Below are 17,313 nucleotides of genomic sequence, written 5' to 3' on the forward strand. Positions count from 1 at the left end.
CAGCAGGCCGTGGTCGACGAAGACACAGGTCAAACGGTCACCAATAGCGCGCTGCACCAGGGCCGCGGCCACGGCGGAATCCACGCCACCGGACAGGGCGCAAATGGCATGGCCGTCCTCACCAATCTGCTCGCGCACATCCTCAATGAGGCGCTCCGCAATGTTCTCAGCAGTCCAGTTCTGCTCCAGGCCTGCTACCTCCGTCAGGAAGCGCGTGAGCACCTCTTGGCCGTGCGGCGAGTGAAGAACTTCCGGGTGGTACTGCACGCCGGCCATCTTCTTGGACAGGCACTCGAAGGCGGCCACGGGAGCGCCCTCGGAAGAGGCGGTGACTTCAAAGCCCTCCGGGGCTTCAGAAACCGAATCGCCGTGGGACATCCACACCTTGTGCGTATCCTCGAGGCCCTTGTGGAGCACACCGCCAGACACGGTCATGTCCGTGCGGCCGTACTCGCGGGCACCCGTGGAGGCCACGGTGCCGCCCAGGGCTTGGGTCATGGACTGGAAGCCGTAGCAGATACCAAAGACCGGGATGCCGAGCTCGAGCAGCTCCGGCTTCAGTGCGGGGGCGCCGTCCGCGTATACGGAGGACGGGCCACCGGAGAGGATCAGCGCGGCCGGGTTCTTGGCCTTGATGTCCTCCACGGAGGCGGAATTGGGGACAACCTCGGAGTAGATGTTGGCCTCACGCACGCGCCGGGCGATGAGCTGCGCGTACTGGGCGCCAAAATCCACCACGAGGACAGGACGCGGGGTTGTATTTGGGTTAGTCACGGTCATCAGTTTAACGCAAGAACCCACACCCTAGACCGCAGGGAGTGGCCCAAAATCTTTAGCGGTGGCAGCCGCCTTGCTCAACGCGGCCCGAAACGCCCGCAAGGCGGGGTGTCCCTCGCGCCCGGCGCGCACCGCGGTGTAGAGCGTGCGGGTGGGATTACCAGGCAAGGAAACCACGCGCACGCCCTCAATTTCGTCGAGGAAAAGGTCCGAGATCACCGCCACCGCGTGTCCGGTGCGCACCAGGTGCGCATGTAGAAAGGGGTCCGGGGTTTCATAGAGCACGCTGGGGTTAAAGCCATGCCTGCGGCACAGCCGGTGGACGAACCGCCCCAATAAAAACTCCTCCGGGTCCATGGCAAAGGGGATTTCCTCGTCATGCGCTGCAAAATCCTCTAAGCGCAACTCGCTCCAGGGCCCGGTGAGTGGGGTGATGAGGCGGAGGGGGTCGTCGAGAAGCAGCTCCCGGTGGGTGTGCTCATCCGTGGCGGGCATGTCCGACTCGTACTCCTCACCCAAGATGAGGTCCACCTCCCGGCGCGCCAGCAGCTCCATCGCGCCATCGGCTTCACGCTGAATGATCTGCACGCGCAGGTCCGGGTACTCCCTGGCCAACTCCGTCAGCGCCCGCGGGACCAGCGAGGACATGATGGTTTGAAAGGTCGTGACCTTAATCGTGCCCCGCACCGCGTTGGTTGACGCAATGACCTGCGACTCCGCCTCATCCGCCAACGCGAGCATTCGCTCCGCGTAGGAGGCCAGGATTTCTCCCTGCTCCGTCAACCGCACGCGCCTACCAACCTTTTCGTACAGCGCAACACCGACATCCTTTTCACACTGCGCCAGTTGTTGGGAGATGGCCGAGTGCGTATAGCGCAGCGATTCCGCCACCGCGGTGACGGTGCCGAAGCGTTGCAACTCGTAGAGAATGCGGAGGCGGTGCAGATCCAACATGACAGAATCCCTAACAGGTACGTGTTAAAAACTGTAGATAGACTAACAGTTCTTCCCACCCCACAATGGACTGCATGACCAATCCGTTTGCCGTTCTGTGTGTCATCGGCTCGTGTATTTCCCTCCAGCTCGGAGCCAGCCTCGCCATCCAGATTTTCCCCACCGGCGGGCCCTGGGGCACTGCCTCGCTACGCTTGCTCTTCGCCGCTGTGATTCTGCTCCTCATCGCGCGCCCGCGCGTGCGCGAGTGGAGCCGCGAGGAAGTGGATCTCCGCCACCATTTTCGGCCTCACGCTGGGCCTCATGAATGGCTTTTTCTATGCCGGCATCGAGCTCGTCGCGCTGGGCCCGGCGGTCACCATCGAGTTCCTCGGCCCGCTGCTGCTGGCGGCGTGTCTCTCCCGCTCGCTTCGCGACGCCACCTGCGTCGTCCTCGCTCTCATCGGCATGGGCCTGCTGGGGTTGGACTCCTTCAACGGAGACCCTCTCGACCTGCGAGGCGTGTTCTTCTTGCTGTGCGCGGGTGCGATGTGGGCCGCCTATATCCTGGCTAGCAAGAAGGCCGGTGCGCTCTTTAGCGGACAAGACGGTTTGGCCGTGGCTTTCCTCATCGGTGGCCTCGTGCTCCTGCCCGTCGGCGGGCGCGGCGCGGTGGCTTTGGCCAGCGACCCAAACCTCCTAATGCTCGCCCTAGGCACGGGCGTGCTGGCCTCGCTCATCCCCTATTCGTTGGAGTTCATTGCGCTGCGCAGGCTCGCCCCCAACGTCTTTTCCATCCTGATCGCCCTGGAGCCCGTCTTCGCCGCGCTCTTTGGCTGGCTCTTGCTCTCCCAGAACGTATCTCAGCTCAAGCTCGCGGCCATCGGGCTGGTCGTGGTGGCCTCGGTGTTGCAAACCATGGTGCCGGCGCGCGGGCGCGTGGTTTTCCGCAAGGTAGCGCTGCGCCCACGCCGCCTAAAGAAGCCCCAGCTGCCGTGGCGCCCGAAATCGCGCGCCAGCGACTCTAACGCTACGGCCACTGAGGCCAGCGCCACGGCCACTGGAGCGGTGACATAAACTCCGCCCCGAGCTTTGTTGAGCGGAGCAGCGTTACAACGGGCGGGCTAGCGAACGGCCAAGCCCACCTTCTGGAAGGACTTCAGGTCCGTGTAGCCGCACTTGGCCATAGCGCGCTTGAGCCCACCGACCAAGTTCAACTCACCCAGCGGCTCGTTGGACGGGCCGTGGAGCACGACTTCAAGGGAGGTCACTGAAGCGTCCTCGGCGGTGCCAGAAGCGTCAGCGCCGGAAGCGTCGGTACCGAGGAGGGCGCCAGCCACGCCAACCGGCTCGATGATGCCGCGCGGGAAACGCGGGTGGCCGGCCGTGGACGGCCAGTACCAGCCCTTGCCGCCGGCCTCCGCCGCGCGGGCCAGGACCGGACCCAGAACGACACCATCGGCACCACAAGCAATGGCCTTGGCGATGTCTGCAGAGGTGAAGATGTCGCCGTCGGCAAGCACGTGCACGTAGCGGCCCCCAGTCTCATCCAGGTAATCGCGGCGTGCGGCCGCAACATCCGCGATGGTCGTCGCCATGGGGATATCAATGCCGACGGTCTCCGGGTTGGTGTTCACACCGGAGCCGACGATGATGCCAGCCGCGCCCGCGCGCATGAGGTGCAGGGCCGTGGTGTAATCCGCCACGCCGCCGGCAATCACCGGGGTATCCAGCGAACCGATGAACTCCTTCAAGTTGAGCGGCTCGCCACCAGTCTGCACGTGCTCGGCGGAAATCAGGGTGCCGTGGATGAACAGCAACTCCGCGCCGGCCTTAATAACCACGGGTGCCAGCTCACGGGCACGCTGCGGGGAGACACGCACGGCCACGGTCACGCCGGAATCGCGCACCTGCGCGATGCGCTCGGCCAGCAGCTCCTCGTTCAGGGGCGCTGCATGCAGCTCCTGCAGCGTCGACAGGTCACCGAAGTTCTCCGTCACGCGGGCAATTGCGCCCTCCAAATCCTCGTGGCGGCCCCACAGGCCTTCCGCGTTAATAACGCCCAGGCCGCCCTGCTTGCCCATCTCGATAACAAACTCGGGGGTGGCCAGCGCATCGGTCGGCGCCGAGACAAACGGGACCTCGAAGGTATAGGCATCGATGTGCCACGAGGTGTCCACGTCCTTGGAGGAACGGGTGCGGCGAGTCGGCACCAGGGAGATCTGGTTCAGGTCATAGGTGCGGCGAGCCTCGCGGCCCACGCCGATTTCTACGTAATCGCGCATGATTAGTCCTTAGCGGTAGTTCGGAGCTTCGACGATCTGCTGAAGGTGGTGCGGGTGAGACTCCTTGAGGCCCGCAGCGGTGATCTGGACAAACTGCTTGGTCTTGAGCTCGGCCAGGGTGGCGGAGCCGGTATAGCCCATGGAGGCGCGCAGGCCGCCCACAATCTGGTGAACGATGGCATCGATATCACCGCGGAAAGGCACGCGTCCCTCCACACCTTCCGGCACCAGCTTGTCCTCACTCTTGACGTCGGCCTGGAAGTAGCGGTCCTTGGAGTAGGAACGCTTCTCCCCTGACAGGCCGCGGCCCTGCATGGCGCCCATGGAGCCCATGCCGCGGTAGCGCTTGTACTGCTTGCCCTGGACCACCACGATGTCGCCCGGCGATTCCGTGGTGCCTGCCAGCATGGAGCCGAGCATGACGGTATCGGCGCCGGCAGCCAGCGCCTTGGCAATATCACCGGAGTACTGCATACCGCCGTCACCAATAACCGGAACGCCCGCCGGGCCGGCCACCGCGGCGGCCTCCATGATGGCGGTGATCTGCGGGGCACCCACGCCCGCCACCACACGCGTGGTGCAGATGGAACCCGGGCCAATGCCAACCTTGATGGCGTCGGCACCGGCCTCAATCATGTCGCGGGCCGCAGCACGAGTGGCCAGGTTGCCGCCGACGACGTCAACGCGGTCGCCGAAGTCCTTCTGCACACGGGAAACCATCTCCAGCACGCGGTTGTTGTGGGCGTGGGCGGAGTCGACGACGAGGACGTCCACGCCGGCGTCGACAAGCTGGCCTGCGCGCTGGTAGGACTCCTCACCGGTACCAATACCGGCGGCCACAAGCAAGCGCCCGGAAGCATCCTTGGAGGCGTTGGGGAACTGCTCAGTCTTGACAAAGTCCTTAACGGTGATGAGGCCGACGAGCTTGTTCTCATCGTTGACGATGGGCAGCTTCTCCACCTTGTTGGCGGACAGCAGCTCCAGCGCCTCCTCCTTGCTGACGCCCTCCTTGGCCACGACGAGCGGCATCGGCGTCATAATCTCGGAGACCTTGCGGGAGAAATCCGGCTCGAAGCGCATGTCACGGTTGGTGCAGATACCCACGAGGGTGCCCTGCTTATCGACGACCGGCAGGCCCGAAATCCGGAACCGCGCGCACAGCGTATCGACTTCATCGATGGTCATGTCCGGGGAAGCCGTGACCGGGTCGGTCACCATGCCGGACTCGGAGCGCTTGACAATCTCTACCTGCTGGGCCTGATCCTCAACTGACAGGTTGCGGTGCAGGACGCCGATGCCGCCCTGGCGCGCCATGCCGATGGCCATGCGGGCCTCGGTCACGGTGTCCATCGCGGCGGAAGCCAGGGGCACGCCGAGGCGAATGTTGCGGGTAAACTGCGCCGAGGTATCCACCTCGGAGGGAACGACGTTGGATTCTGCCGGAAGCAGCAGGACATCATCAAAGGTAAGGCCGTAGAGTGCAATCTTGTCGGGGTTGTCTCCGCCGGTGTGGACGTGGCTCATGAGGGTGGGGCTCTCCTAAACTGACCAGATAGTTTTATGCGGTAGCCCTCACTGTAGTGCGTGGACGCCCCGTAGTGGTAGCCGTGGGTAGAGGAATAGGTATCTATAGGGAATTGCCATGCGCGCACGGAGTCAATAGGCTCGCAGGCGTGAACTTTTTCGCCAACATGCCCCGCGATCCTTTCGCGGACGACCCCAACGACCCAGCCTCCTTCCTCGAGGAGGATGATCACGTCGAGCCGCTGTCCGAGGAGGACCGTCTCGCCGTCATCCATGATCTGGCCATGGTCCAAGAGTTTGCGCGCGTTTTAAGCCCGCGCGGCATCGATGGCATCTTCTTTTTCTGCGAGGACTGCGAGGAGAACCACTTCTACGAGTGGGACATCATGGCCTCCAACATGCAGGCCACGCTGGCAGGCCAGCTGGCCCCCGTCCACGAGCCGGGCGCGGAGCCGGACCCGATGCGCTACGTCCCTTGGGATTATGCGGTGGGTTATCTCGACGGCATGGATTCGCGCTACTAGCTGCGGTCAGCGCGGTAGAACTACCGCGCGTTAAACGGAAAGAACCTCTTCCCTCCTGTTACGGGGGAAGAGGTTCTTTGTGGTTTTATTGCTGGAATTGCGCCGGCGGGAGCTGGCCGTTATCCGTGGCGCCATCCGAAGCTCCGTCGGAGTTGTCGCCTTGCGGAGGCGTTGCCTGATCGCCGCCCTGCTGGCCTGGCTCCGGCTGGTTCTGCTCCGGCGGGCTCAGCGGGTTGCCCGCCGAAACCGTGCGGGTCACCACGACGGTGGAAACCGCAGTCTCTGTCTGCGTTACGGTTTCCGGCTCCGGCGGCTGCTGCTCCTCCACCGGGGCAGGCTTCTCCACGGTCTGCGTCTGCGTCACCGTGGCGCTGGGCTGCTGCTTCGTGGTACGAGGGGCCTCTGCCTCACGTTCCCGCTTGGCCTGGTCCACCATCTTCCGGGCTTCTTCAAGCAACTGGCGGGTGCCATCCATGTCGCCTTGGGCGGAACGCTTCTCCATCTCATCGAGCGTTCCGGCAAGCTCCACTACGGACACATCGTGCTCGTCCGCGCCGAAGAGCGACTGGTTCACTCCGTAAAGCGGAGATCCCGGGCCGGCGTTGACGACCACAGCGCCGGTACCTGCGATAAGCAGCGTAGCTGCGGCCGCCCCGATGAGTCCGTGCATGAAAGGCTTGCTTCGACGGCGACGTGCCGCGCCGAGGGAAATGATCTCCGGTTCTTCCTCCGCTCCCTCAATGAGAGGGGCCGGAGGCATCTGCTTTTCGACGTCCCCGCGCAGCTCCAGCAGAAGCCCCGCCAGTTCATCACCGCCATCGGAGGGATCTGTTCCTTCGGAGAGAGTGGTGAGGAATGCATCATCATCAACCAAGGGCTGCAGCTGCTCAGCGACACCCTGCTGAGGCTCGTCCTTCTTTGCCATGATGACCTCCCTTCCTTACTAGAGAATTATTAGTTTGTCGGTGCCAAGTGCCGATGGCTCACTGCTAGCTCTGGGCTAGCCCAATTACTGGTTCACTCTGCTGGTTCACATTGTTGGTTCACTGCGTCTCGTGCGAATCGAGGGATTTGCGCAATTGCGCGAGTGCACGATGCTGCGCCACGCGGACTGCGCCAGGGGTGGACTCCACAATTTCCGCGGTCTCCTCTGCCGACAGCCCCACGAACACACGCAAGATGATAATGTCCCGGGCCTTGTCACTTAACGTATCGAGCATGGCCCGCACTCTGTTACTACCGTCCACGGCAAGGGCGGATTCTTCGGGGGTAGCGTCCTGAGCAGCATCCTCCGGAAGGTCTTCCGTGGGGTGAGTGTGGTCGCGACTCAGGGCGCGGTGGGCATCGGTCACCTTGTGAGCAGCAATGCCATAGACGTAGGCCATAAACGGGCGGCCCTTATCTTTGTACGTGCCAATAGACGTCGCCACCGCCAAACAGATCTCCTGCGCCACGTCCTCCGCCGTGGGCTGGCGGTGACCGCCGATGCGCGCGCGGCAATAGCGCAGGACCTGCGGGTGAATGATCCGCATGATGCGCTGGAGGGCGCGGCGGCTACCGTCGACGGCCAGCGGAACGAGGTCCGCTAATTCCTTATCGCTGTCGCGCTTCGCCGCCGTTGAGGAGCCGCCCGCGTCTGTAGCCTGAGTAGCCACTGCCATCCTTGCCGTTCTGCTTTTGCTCTTCTGCTTAATGCATTACTTCATATTCTGTATGAACATCATGGCATAACCTTTTGACGAAACCCCAAAACGACGGGTCTCATCCCCAGCTTTGACCCCACTCAAAAAAATTCATACACCGTTCATCTTAGCCTTAAGCGCAGGTCACAGGGGCTCCAGTTGAGGAGTCTTAGCCAGTTATACCTGCATGTCAGCATTGCGTAACGCGCTGTTTACCCAAGGGGGACACACTTCAATCTCGTCTCACTTCGCCTCGGCGTTCACGGGGGCGTGCCCGCAACGCGCCCCGCGCCTGGGCACTCTATCTTTGGCAAAGGAGAATCGAACGTGTCTCAGTCCTTCCTGCTCCCCGGGCCGAATACGGACTTTTGGGATTGGCAGCTTCATGGCGCATGCCGTGGGGAAAACTCTGACGTGTTCTATCACCCGGACGGCGAGCGCGGACGCGCCCGCGCCCAGCGCGAGAACCGCGCCAAGGCTATTTGCAGCACCTGCCCGGTCATCGAGATGTGCCGCGAACACGCTCTCGCCTCCGGCGAGCCCTACGGCGTGTGGGGCGGCATGAGCGAGTCGGAGCGCGTCGTCGCCCTGCGTTCTCGTCGCACCCACGCGACCGTCGGCGCCTAGTCCGCTTCTGCCAGCTCCCAGCCTTGGGGTCGGACGGCAAACCACCACCTCTATTGGCTGGACGCGACAAGGCTGCTCTCCCCACTGGATGAGCCCACCGTGGGCCGTCGCGCAGCGGGCCTTTTGCGAAGTTTCTTTAAGTAGCATCACGCCCCTCCCCCACCTGCACTGATATCCAACAGCCAGCACGGGCAAGGGGCAGCGGGTGAAAGACGTCAGTTTTTACAGCGCCTGCGCCAGGTAGCGGGCGGTCACCGTGTCCTTGTCGAGGAACTCGCGCGGCGAGCAGGCCGCCACAACCTCGCCGCCGGCTGAGCCCGCGCCGGGACCGAGATCAATGATGTGATCGGCGTGCGCCAGGACGGCACGATGGTGTTCGACGCAGATGAGGGTGAGGTGGTCGTCGACAAGCGTGTCAAAGAGGCGCAGCAAGGTGTCGATATCTTTCTGATGCAGGCTCACCGTCGGCTCATCGAGCACGATGATGTCCGCAGTCGCCTTACGGTCACACAAGCGCACCGCCAGCTTCAGCCGCTGGCGCTCGCCGCCGGAGAGCGTCGAGAGCGGCTGCCCCAGCGTCAGATAGCCCAGCCCCACGGCAACGAGCTGCTCGCACACGCGCTTCGCAGCAGTAACTTTGGTCTCGCGGCAAAACTCCACGGCCTCAACCGCGGGAAGTGCGAGTACCTCCGCGATGTTCTTGCCCGCCAGCTCGTAGCCCAAAACGTCGGCAGCAAAGCGGCGGCCCTCACAGACCTCACAGGGCACATCCGCGCTGTCCATCGCCCCGAACTCCACGGTCACCACGCCAGCGCCGGAACAGGCCGGGCACGCGCCCTCCGAGTTGAAAGAGAACATTCCCGGCGTGGCCCCATCGTTGGCCTTGGCGAAGGCCTTGCGCAGCGCGTCCATCGCACCGGTGTAGGTGGCCGGGTTTGAGCGCCGCGAGCCAGACAACGAAGACTGGTCGACAACGAGGATGCGGTCGTCGTCCGGCAGGCATTCCATCAGCGATGACTTTCCGGATCCCGCAACGCCCGAAATGACCGTGAGCACGCCCAGTGGAATATCCACGTCGACGTCCTTGAGATTGTTATGGCGCGCCCCGCGGATCTCCAGCGCGCCGGTGGGCTCGCGCACCTCATCCTTCAACGCCACCTTCCCGCTGACGGACGGTGCGGCACCGACGGAAAGGATTTCGCCGCCCGCCACTCCGGCGCCGGGGCCAAGCTCGACGACGCAATCCGCAATCGCCATCGTCGCCGGGTTGTGCTCCACCACGAGCACCGTGTTGCCCTTATCGCGCAGCTGCAGGAGAAGCTCATTCATCCGCGTGACGTCATGCGGGTGTAGGCCAGCGGTCGGCTCATCAAAGACGTAGGTGACGTCTGTCAGCGCCGAGCCGATGTGCCGCACCATGCGCGTGCGCTGTGCCTCGCCACCGCTCAGCGTTCCCGTCGGGCGCGCCAGCGTCAGGTAGCCCAGCCCCAAATCCAGGGCGGCCTCCAACCCACGCAGCGGGGCCACGGCAAGCGGTGAGTTGATGGTGCGGAGCCATGCGGAGGCGTCGGCAAGCTCCATGGCGCAGACATCCGCGATGGAGACGCCGTTGAGGTAGGACTCGCGCGCGTGCTGCGCCAAGCGCGTGCCGTGGCACTCCGGGCAGTCGATGAAGACCACCGCGCGCTCGACAAAGGCCCGCATGTGCTTTTGCAGGGACTCCACGGGCTTGCTCAGCACGTTGGTTTTCAGACGCGTGACCAGCCCCATGTAGCTCATGTTGATGCCGCCGACCTTGACCTTAGTCTCGGTCTCATAGAGGTCCCGCTTCTGTTCCTCGGTGAACTCCTTGACCGGCACGTCGGCTGGGTACAGCCCGGACTCGGCGTAGGCGCGCCACATCCACGAGCCCACCTTCATGCCGGGGTACATGATGGCGCCATCGTTCAGTGTCAGAGTCTCATCAACGAGCTGGCGCTTGTCGACGTCCCCCACTTCCCCCCCTTCCCTCACACCTCGGGCACATGCCGCCGGTGCGCTCGAAGCGACGCACCTCTTTGACGCCATTGACCTCGATGGCGCCCTGCCCGGAGGCGGAGGGCACGTTGAAGGAATAGGCCGCGGGGCCGCCGGCGCGGGGCTCGGCTAGGCGGGAGAAGAGCACGCGGAGGTGCCCGGTGATGTCGGTGGCGGTACCGAACGTCGAGCGCGCGGAAGCCGCCATGGGCTCCTGACCCACGACGATGGCTGCAGTGAGCCCTTCCAAGCGGTCCACGTCGGGGCGGGGTGGGGCTTGCATGAAGCCCTGCACGAAGCCGGGATAGGTTTCGTTGATGAGACGCTGCGATTCAGCCGCAACGGTATCGAAGACCAGCGAGGTCTTGCCGGATCCGGACACACCGGTGAAACAGTGAGCTTGCGCTTAGGGATGCGCACGTCCACGTTCTTGAGGTTGTTTTCGCGGGCGCCGGTGACGGTGATGAATTCTTGTTCCACGGCTCAGCAGTCTACTAACGGGGCGGGGTCCTGCCCCGGACACGGCGAAGGCCCGCCGCCCCGCAAAAATGCGGGTTAGCGGGCCTTCCTTACGGCAATGTGGGAACCCTTGTGGCTACGCGGGAACCCTTGTGGTTGTGCGGGAAACGAATGTTTCCCGCACGCACGGTTTAGTGCGCGTGCGCAGCCTGTGCCGGCTCTTCCTCGGCGGGCTTCTCTACAACGGAAGCCTCGGTGGTGAGCACCATGCGGGCCACGGAGGCGGCGTTGACCACGGCGGAGTGGGTGACCTTCACCGGGTCGATGATGCCCTGCTCCAGCAGGTTGCCGTACTCCAGGGTGGCGGCGTTGAAGCCCTCGCCGTTGGCCTTCTCGGCAACGTGGGCGACCACAACGGATCCGTCCAGGCCTGCGTTCTCAGCGATCCAGTAGGCCGGGCGGGTCAGCGCACGGGCCACGGCCAGCACACCAATCTTGGCCTCACCCTCGAAGCCCTCGGCGAAAGCCCCGAGCTCCTGGGAGATCTGGACCAGCGCAGAGCCGCCGCCAGCAATAACGCCCTCTTCAACGGCCGCGCGCGCGGCGTTGATGGCGTCCTCGACGCGGAGCTTGCGCTCGTTGACCTCGGTCTCGGTAGCGGCACCAACGCGGATGACGGCAACGCCACCGGACAGCTTGGCCAGACGCTCCTCGAGCTTCTCCTTATCCCAGGTGGAATCGGTGCGCTCGATTTCGCGGCGCAGCTGCTCGCGGCGCTCCTCGACGGCCTCGGCGGTACCGGCACCATCCACAATCACGGTGTCCTCCTTGGACACGGTAACGCGGCGGGCAGAACCGAGAACCTCCGGGCCGACCTCCTTGAGGTTGATGCCAACCTCAGGGTCGACGACGGTAGCGCCGGTAACAACAGCCAGGTCATCCATGAAGCCCTTGCGGCGCTCGCCGAAGTACGGGGACTTCACGGCGGCGACCTTGAGGACCTTGCGGATGGAGTTCACCACGAGCGCCTGCAGCGGCTCGCCCTCGATGTCCTCAGCGATGATGAGGGTCGGGCGCGAGGACTCCGCGATCTTCTCCAGCAGCGGCAAGAAGTCCGGCAGGGAGGAGATCTTGTTGCGGACGAGGAGAATGGCGGCGTCGTCAAGCACGGCGTTGTAGGTCTCCTCTTCCGTAGCGAAGTACGGGGAGAGGTAGCCCTTGTCGAAGGAAATGCCCTCGGTAACGTCCACGGTGGACTCGATGGTCTGGGACTCCTCGACGGTCACGACGCCGTCCTTGCCCACCTTGTCCATCGCGCCAGCAACCATCTCGCCGACCTCCGCATCGCGGGAGGAAACGGTGGCAACCTGGGAGACCTCCGCGGAGGAGTTCACCGGGGTAGCGCGCTTCTTGAGCTCCTCGACGACCTTCTCAGCCGCCGCTTCGATGCCCTTGTTCAGCTCGATGGGGTTAGCGCCGGCAGCAACGTTGCGCAGGCCTTCGAAGACGAGAGCCTGGGCCAGCAAGGTGGCGGTAGTCGTACCGTCACCGGCGATGTCGTTGGTCTTGACGGCCACGGACTTCACCAGCTGGGCGCCGAGGTTCTCAAAAGGATCGTCGAGGTCAATGTCGCGGGCGATGGTGACACCGTCGTTGGTGACGGTCGGGCCACCAAAAGCCTTGGACAGCACAACGTTGCGGCCGCGCGGGCCGAGGGTGACCTTGACGGCGTCGGCCAGCGTGTCTACGCCGCGCTGGATGCCCTCGCGGGCCTCCTGGTCAAATGCAATCAGCTTTGGCATAGGGTTAATCGCCTACTTTTACTTCTCGATGACAGCGAGCAGGTCACGGGCGGACAGCAGGAGGTACTCCTGGCCGTCGTACTTCAGCTCGGTGCCGCCGTACTTGGAGAAGATGACGGTGTCGCCCTCGTTGACGCCAACCGGGACGACCTCGCCCTTGTCGTTGGTGCGGCCCGGGCCGACAGCGACGACGGTGGCCTCCTGCGGCTTCTCCTTCGCGGAGTCCGGGATAACCAGGCCGGATGCAGTGGTGGTCTCAGCTTCAACGATCTGGACGAGGACCTTGTCCTCCAGCGGCTTAATGTTTGCCATGATGATTTCCTCCAAAGTGTTCCTAGTGCGCGTCCACATGGACGCGCGCGTGCCGGTTGTGGGTGTCCAGCACAGCCGTCGTCGCGGGTGAACAACTGTGGGTCAAAACAACCTGCCTAGCACTCTACCCTCGCGACTGCTAGCCCTCAACGTTGTGGGCCGCTAACCCGTTCGCCCTCCGCGAACGACGCGGCTCGGGTGTGTACAAAGCCGGCCAACGCCAGCTTGACGACGCCCAGGGCAATAAACATTGCGCCGAATATTACGGCGAAGGACGGCCACCACAACTCCTCTACCAGCGTTCGACCGAAGGAAGCCTGTGGGGTGAGCAGGTGCTGGAGGGGCAGGAGCGTCGCCAAACACAGCGCCCAGACCACGCCGGCCGCAGTCAGGGTGAGGCACGCCGCCTCCCCCACTTGCACGCGCGCCCAGGCCGAGGGGGCGGCGCCCGCCAAGGTGAGGCCACGAATATCGGCCGCGATGCGCCCGTGCATAAGCAGCGAGGTAAGCACGGCGCCCACGATGCTAGGTGCGAAGACTGGACCCAAAAGGGCGAGGAAGGCCTGCCACGAGGACAGGGTGCCTCCGGCGCCTGCGTCGTTCCCAAAGCGCAGGCCCGAGCCGACGGCGACGATAAAGCCGCCGACGAGCACCCACGGCACGATGTGCGGGGTGGAAAAGCTTCGGCGCACGCGCACATTAGCCCCAGCGATGCCGGCCGCGCGGGTCCATTGATCCAGGACGGGCATAAGCCAGGGCAAAAAGAGTGCGACAAGGATGACCAAACCCATCTCGGCCGAGAGGAGGTCGCCGGGATCATCGATGTGTAGGCATCCATAGACCGTACCGCCGATGGCCGCGACCGCAAGCAGGAATTTCACTATGAGCCATGCTGGGTGCGTGGCGGCCCGCGGCCGGAACACGCGGCGCAGTGGAGGAAGCGCGCCAACCAGGGCCGCGGACATACAAACAACTACTGCAATGACTACGACCTGGCCAGTAATAGCAATGTCTGGCAAGGGGATGCCGTCGCTGCGCAGGGCGCGCACGCACGGGGCAAGCAGAGGGAGGGCCGGCAGCACGCCGAGCAGCCCGGCGCCCGCGCTGACCACCGCGACTTGGCCCAGAATGAAAAACAGGATCACCCACCCAGGCATGCCCACCATGCGCCAGGAACGGTAGACCGGTTCGCGCTCGGCGATAATAAGGCGCATCTGTGACAGCGTCACTAGCACCACCACGCACAGTGACATACCCAGCACCGTGCCGCCCAGTTGGCCGGCGGGGTTTTCTTCGGCTCCGGGGGAAGCGACCAGCATGGCTAGCGCTAGGGTGCACGAGCTGGAAGACACCACCAGGGTCAGCGCTACGGCCAGCCACGATAGCCAATTGGACTGTAAGTCCTTAAGCCACACCAGCATGGGCCACCTCCTCCAAGGAAATGACCCGGTCGGCCGCCTCGGCGGCAAGGTGCGAGTGAGTCACCATGATCACGCTGGCTCCATCGCGGGCAACGGCGCGAAGGTGGGAAAGGACGGTGGAAGCGGTGGCGTCGTCAAGCGCGCCCGTGGGCTCGTCAGCGAAGATATAGGGCGCTTGGGCCAGCAATGCCCGGGCGACAGCCACGCGTTGCTGCTGCCCACCAGAAAGCTGTGCGGGCAGGCGGCTCTCCAATCCAGCGAGACCGAGCGAGTCGAAGACCTCTTCCACCCGGCCGCGTGCAGGGCGCCGGCCGGAAAAGCGCGCCGTCAAGGTGGCATTGCGTTGCGCGTTGAGGGATTCCAGCAGGTTGTAGTCTTGGAATACAAATGCACGCTGCTTGCGCCCCGGCGCGTTGACTCGGCCGGAAGTGGGCTTATCGAGCCCGGATAACAGGTTCAGGAACGTGGTTTTGCCGCTTCCCGATGGCCCCATGATGGCAACGAATTCGCCTGGGGCGATAGACACATTGACGCGATTAAGCACGGTGCGGCGGCCGTAGCGCTTACTAAGATTTTCTGCTTTTAACATGCCTTTGATTCCACTCGGCCACGCACGACAATGACATGGGGCGGGCTGCCCGGAAAATGGTGGAGCTAGCTCCACTGCCCTTCCACCGGCATGGCGGATAGGGTCGAAAACTATGCGAACCTTCAAAGCTTGTGTGTGGAGCCTCCTCCTCGGCATGCTGTGTATCCCAACCTTGGTGATTTCGGTGCTGATGCTGCCGTGGATCCCGTTGGTGGGTCGCGCCGCGGAACTTGTCGGCCGGTTGGGCGCGCAGTGGATGGGCGTGGAAATTCCACCCCGGCGCGCAGATCGATGGTTTGATTGGCAGCAGTTCTATCACCTTGTGTTGCAGTTATTGATTTCGGCTGCATGCTTTACCGCGTGGACGGCCCTGGGTTTCACAGCGGGTGTGCTAGCGATAACGCCATTCGTACCTAAGGCCGAGTTCTCCGTTGGCGAGTGGTCCACCTCCAACCGACCGCTCATTTTCTTAACCTGCTGGCTGGCTGCCCTGTTGCTTGTGGTGTTACTGGTAGGTCTCAACCGCCTCTTGGTCTTAGTGTCGGTCTCGCTGACCCGACTGGCATTGAGTCCTTCGGCCGAGGAAATGGCGGCCTCGCGTGCCACGCTTATCGATGCCTTCTCCGGCGAGCGCCGCCGCATCGAACGCGAACTGCACGATGGCCCGCAGCAGTACCTCACCGCGCTCAAGCTCAACTTGGCCGCGGCAAAACTACAAGCCCCGCCCCAGGCACAACAGGCCTTGACTGACGCAGAACATAATGCCTCTTTGGCTCTGGCTTCATTGCGGGCGACAGTGCGTGGCATTGCGCCGCAGGTGCTTTTCGATGACGGGCTTATCCCCGCCCTCGACGAGTTACTCGCCCATTCCGGGCTTGAGACCACACTTCGCGTAGAGGGCGCCGAGAGCTCGATAGACGAGACCACAGCACTGCTGGCCTATCATGCAGTCGCCGAGGCGCTCACAAACGCCTCTAAACACGGCGCAGCCACCGAAGCCGTGGTAACGGTCGCTTTTAGGGATATGCTGCGCCTAGAAATCGTAGATAATGGCATGGGCCCCACGGCCAAAGAGCCGGACGGTGAGAGTGCAGCTGTGGGTTCGGGCACGGGCCTCGCCGGGCTGCGTGAGCGTGCTGCTGCACTCGGCGGCACAGTAACCTTTGGTGCTGATAGCACCAATGCTACGGGTAAAGGCGGCGGCCAGCTGCTGGTCAAACTACCGCTGAAGGAGGCGGAATGAAGTTACTACTCGCAGAAGATTCCGCGCTCCTGCGCGCGGGTCTGGAGCAACTACTCGGTGCTCTCGGTCATAGCGTCACGGCGGTCACAGATGCCGAAGCACTGCGCGCCATCGCAGTGCAGGAAGACTTCGACCTCATTATCAGCGATGTGCGCATGCCGCCCACGATGACCGATGACGGGCTTCAAGCCGTGCACGATCTGCGGGCAGCCGACCCCACCCAACCCGTGGTGGTGCTGAGCCAATACGTAGCGGCAAGCTATCTCGACCGCCTCCTGGAGCACGGCGGATTCGGGTACCTACTCAAGGAGCGCGTTTCTGATGTTGAAGAATTCGTGCGCACGCTTGACGATGTCGCCCGCGGCGGCACCGTGGTGGACCCAGAGGTGGTCACGGCGCTGCTTTCTGCAAGGCACACTGGTCTAGCCCGGCTCACCGCTCGCGAGCGGGAAGTACTGGGGCTTATGGCCCAAGGATTGAGCAATAAAGACATTGAAGACACGCTCGTCCTTACCTCCGGAGCAGTAAGCAAGCATGTCTCCAATGTATTTATAAAGCTCGGGTTTCGACCCGAGGACTCCAACCGGCGGGTGAAGGCCGTATTGGCATGGCTGCGCCACACCGAGCGCTAGAAAAGCGCTGAGGCCCTACAAACAAGGGCTGGAATTAGACCTGCCGGTGGGAGTTCAGCACAGCCGCGCGCCACAGCTGGTACTCCTCCGGGTTGTCCTCGCGGTAGTTCTTCACCGCGCGGATACCGTGCTCCACGGCCTCGGCGACCTCGTCGATGTTCTTGTCGTCACCGTCGGCAGCAACGAAGATAACCGGACCGCAGATGGAACGGATTGGGTCCTGCAAGAAGGCGGAATTGCCGGTCGCAGCTGCATTGCGCGCCAGGGAAGCTACCGGGTTCGGGTCGGCGCCTTCAGCCTTGGCGTTCGGGTTAAACAGCGCCGCGTAGGTCTGGCCATCATCCTGGAAGGCCACAGAGACGCGATCCTCGGTGGTGCCGCCGAGGAATTGATTTGCGTGCTCGATCTCAAACTCGATGGTGCGGCGGGACAGATCGGGGTTAACGAGGAATCCAGTGGTCATAGCGGTGTGAGCTCCTTATGTGCG

The 17,313-nt window shown here is 63.5% G+C and carries 16 protein-coding genes and 1 pseudogene; 5 read left to right on the forward strand and 12 right to left on the reverse strand.

What is annotated here, in order from left to right; translation table 11 throughout:
* Both guaA and HMPREF2604_RS08830 read right to left on the reverse strand, forming a co-directional pair.
* Window positions 1–780 (reverse strand): glutamine-hydrolyzing GMP synthase (gene guaA, locus HMPREF2604_RS08825; RefSeq protein ID WP_141746456.1); only part of this gene is annotated, 780 nt, incomplete at its 3' end.
* Between the two features lie 24 nt (window positions 781–804).
* A complete protein-coding gene (locus HMPREF2604_RS08830; protein ID WP_070564978.1) occupies window positions 805–1,731 on the reverse strand; it encodes a LysR family transcriptional regulator in 927 nt (308 codons plus the stop codon).
* Window positions 1,732–2,034: 303 nt separating this feature from the next.
* On the opposite strand from HMPREF2604_RS08830, the gene HMPREF2604_RS08835 reads away from it, so the two are divergent.
* Window positions 2,035–2,787 carry an EamA family transporter gene (locus tag HMPREF2604_RS08835; RefSeq protein WP_227486141.1) on the forward strand — a complete coding sequence of 251 codons (753 nt, stop codon included), beginning with the start codon at window positions 2,035–2,037 and terminating at the stop codon, window positions 2,785–2,787.
* Window positions 2,788–2,834: 47 nt separating this feature from the next.
* On the opposite strand, the gene HMPREF2604_RS08840 is transcribed toward HMPREF2604_RS08835, so the two are convergent.
* The gene (locus HMPREF2604_RS08840) at window positions 2,835–3,995 is read right to left on the reverse strand and encodes a GuaB3 family IMP dehydrogenase-related protein (protein WP_070564981.1); all 1,161 of its coding nucleotides are present in this window, start codon (window positions 3,993–3,995) and stop codon (window positions 2,835–2,837) included.
* Between the two features lie 9 nt (window positions 3,996–4,004).
* Window positions 4,005–5,519 carry an IMP dehydrogenase gene (gene guaB, locus HMPREF2604_RS08845; protein ID WP_070564984.1) on the reverse strand — a complete coding sequence of 505 codons (1,515 nt, stop codon included), beginning with the start codon at window positions 5,517–5,519 and terminating at the stop codon, window positions 4,005–4,007.
* A 149-nt stretch (window positions 5,520–5,668) separates the two neighbouring features.
* On the opposite strand from guaB, the gene HMPREF2604_RS08850 reads away from it, so the two are divergent.
* Window positions 5,669–6,043: a DUF5319 domain-containing protein gene (locus HMPREF2604_RS08850; protein WP_070521533.1), complete on the forward strand. Its 375-nt coding sequence runs from the start codon at window positions 5,669–5,671 to the stop codon at window positions 6,041–6,043.
* Between the two features lie 85 nt (window positions 6,044–6,128).
* On the opposite strand, the gene HMPREF2604_RS08855 is transcribed toward HMPREF2604_RS08850, so the two are convergent.
* Entirely contained in the window at window positions 6,129–6,968 is an 840-nt protein-coding gene (locus HMPREF2604_RS08855) for a hypothetical protein (protein WP_070521536.1), read from the reverse strand.
* Window positions 6,969–7,086: 118 nt separating this feature from the next.
* Window positions 7,087–7,704, reverse strand: a complete 618-nt coding sequence (locus tag HMPREF2604_RS08860; protein ID WP_070564987.1) for a sigma-70 family RNA polymerase sigma factor — start codon at window positions 7,702–7,704, stop codon at window positions 7,087–7,089.
* Window positions 7,705–8,052: 348 nt separating this feature from the next.
* Between HMPREF2604_RS08860 and HMPREF2604_RS08865 the strand changes: the two genes are divergently transcribed.
* Window positions 8,053–8,352: a WhiB family transcriptional regulator gene (locus HMPREF2604_RS08865; RefSeq protein WP_070564990.1), complete on the forward strand. Its 300-nt coding sequence runs from the start codon at window positions 8,053–8,055 to the stop codon at window positions 8,350–8,352.
* A gap of 222 nt (window positions 8,353–8,574) precedes the next feature.
* On the opposite strand, the pseudogene HMPREF2604_RS08870 reads toward HMPREF2604_RS08865, so the two are convergent.
* From HMPREF2604_RS08870 to HMPREF2604_RS08890, 5 genes and pseudogenes are all read right to left on the reverse strand, one after another.
* A pseudogene (locus HMPREF2604_RS08870) lies at window positions 8,575–10,848 on the reverse strand (excinuclease ABC subunit UvrA).
* A 170-nt stretch (window positions 10,849–11,018) separates the two neighbouring features.
* A complete protein-coding gene (gene groL / locus HMPREF2604_RS08875; RefSeq protein WP_070564993.1) occupies window positions 11,019–12,629 on the reverse strand; it encodes a chaperonin GroEL in 1,611 nt (536 codons plus the stop codon).
* A gap of 18 nt (window positions 12,630–12,647) precedes the next feature.
* Window positions 12,648–12,947, reverse strand: coding sequence for a co-chaperone GroES (groES, locus tag HMPREF2604_RS08880; RefSeq protein ID WP_167595557.1), 300 nt, complete (start codon window positions 12,945–12,947; stop codon window positions 12,648–12,650).
* 140 nt (window positions 12,948–13,087) lie between these two features.
* Window positions 13,088–14,362 (reverse strand): FtsX-like permease family protein, encoded by a 1,275-nt coding sequence (locus tag HMPREF2604_RS08885; RefSeq protein WP_070564996.1) that lies wholly within the window; start codon window positions 14,360–14,362, stop codon window positions 13,088–13,090.
* On the reverse strand, window positions 14,346–14,951 hold the full coding sequence (locus HMPREF2604_RS08890; RefSeq protein ID WP_070565004.1) for an ABC transporter ATP-binding protein: 606 nt from the start codon (window positions 14,949–14,951) through the stop codon (window positions 14,346–14,348). Before HMPREF2604_RS08890 ends, HMPREF2604_RS08885 begins: the two co-directional genes overlap by 17 nt.
* Before the next feature lie 112 nt (window positions 14,952–15,063).
* Between HMPREF2604_RS08890 and HMPREF2604_RS08895 the strand changes: the two genes are divergently transcribed.
* Both HMPREF2604_RS08895 and HMPREF2604_RS08900 read left to right on the forward strand, forming a co-directional pair.
* Window positions 15,064–16,194, forward strand: a complete 1,131-nt coding sequence (locus HMPREF2604_RS08895; protein ID WP_070565007.1) for a sensor histidine kinase — start codon at window positions 15,064–15,066, stop codon at window positions 16,192–16,194.
* Window positions 16,191–16,826 carry a response regulator gene (locus tag HMPREF2604_RS08900; RefSeq protein WP_070521553.1) on the forward strand — a complete coding sequence of 212 codons (636 nt, stop codon included), beginning with the start codon at window positions 16,191–16,193 and terminating at the stop codon, window positions 16,824–16,826. The genes HMPREF2604_RS08895 and HMPREF2604_RS08900 overlap by 4 nt, the downstream gene beginning before the upstream one ends.
* Window positions 16,827–16,860: 34 nt before the next feature.
* Here HMPREF2604_RS08900 and HMPREF2604_RS08905 read toward each other — a convergent pair whose 3' ends face one another.
* Window positions 16,861–17,289: a hypothetical protein gene (locus tag HMPREF2604_RS08905; protein ID WP_070563768.1), complete on the reverse strand. Its 429-nt coding sequence runs from the start codon at window positions 17,287–17,289 to the stop codon at window positions 16,861–16,863.
* Window positions 17,290–17,313: the final 24 nt, after the last annotated feature.

Origin of the sequence: Corynebacterium sp. HMSC055A01, assembly GCF_001809405.1 — a bacterium.
Classification (GTDB): domain Bacteria; phylum Actinomycetota; class Actinomycetes; order Mycobacteriales; family Mycobacteriaceae; genus Corynebacterium; species Corynebacterium hesseae.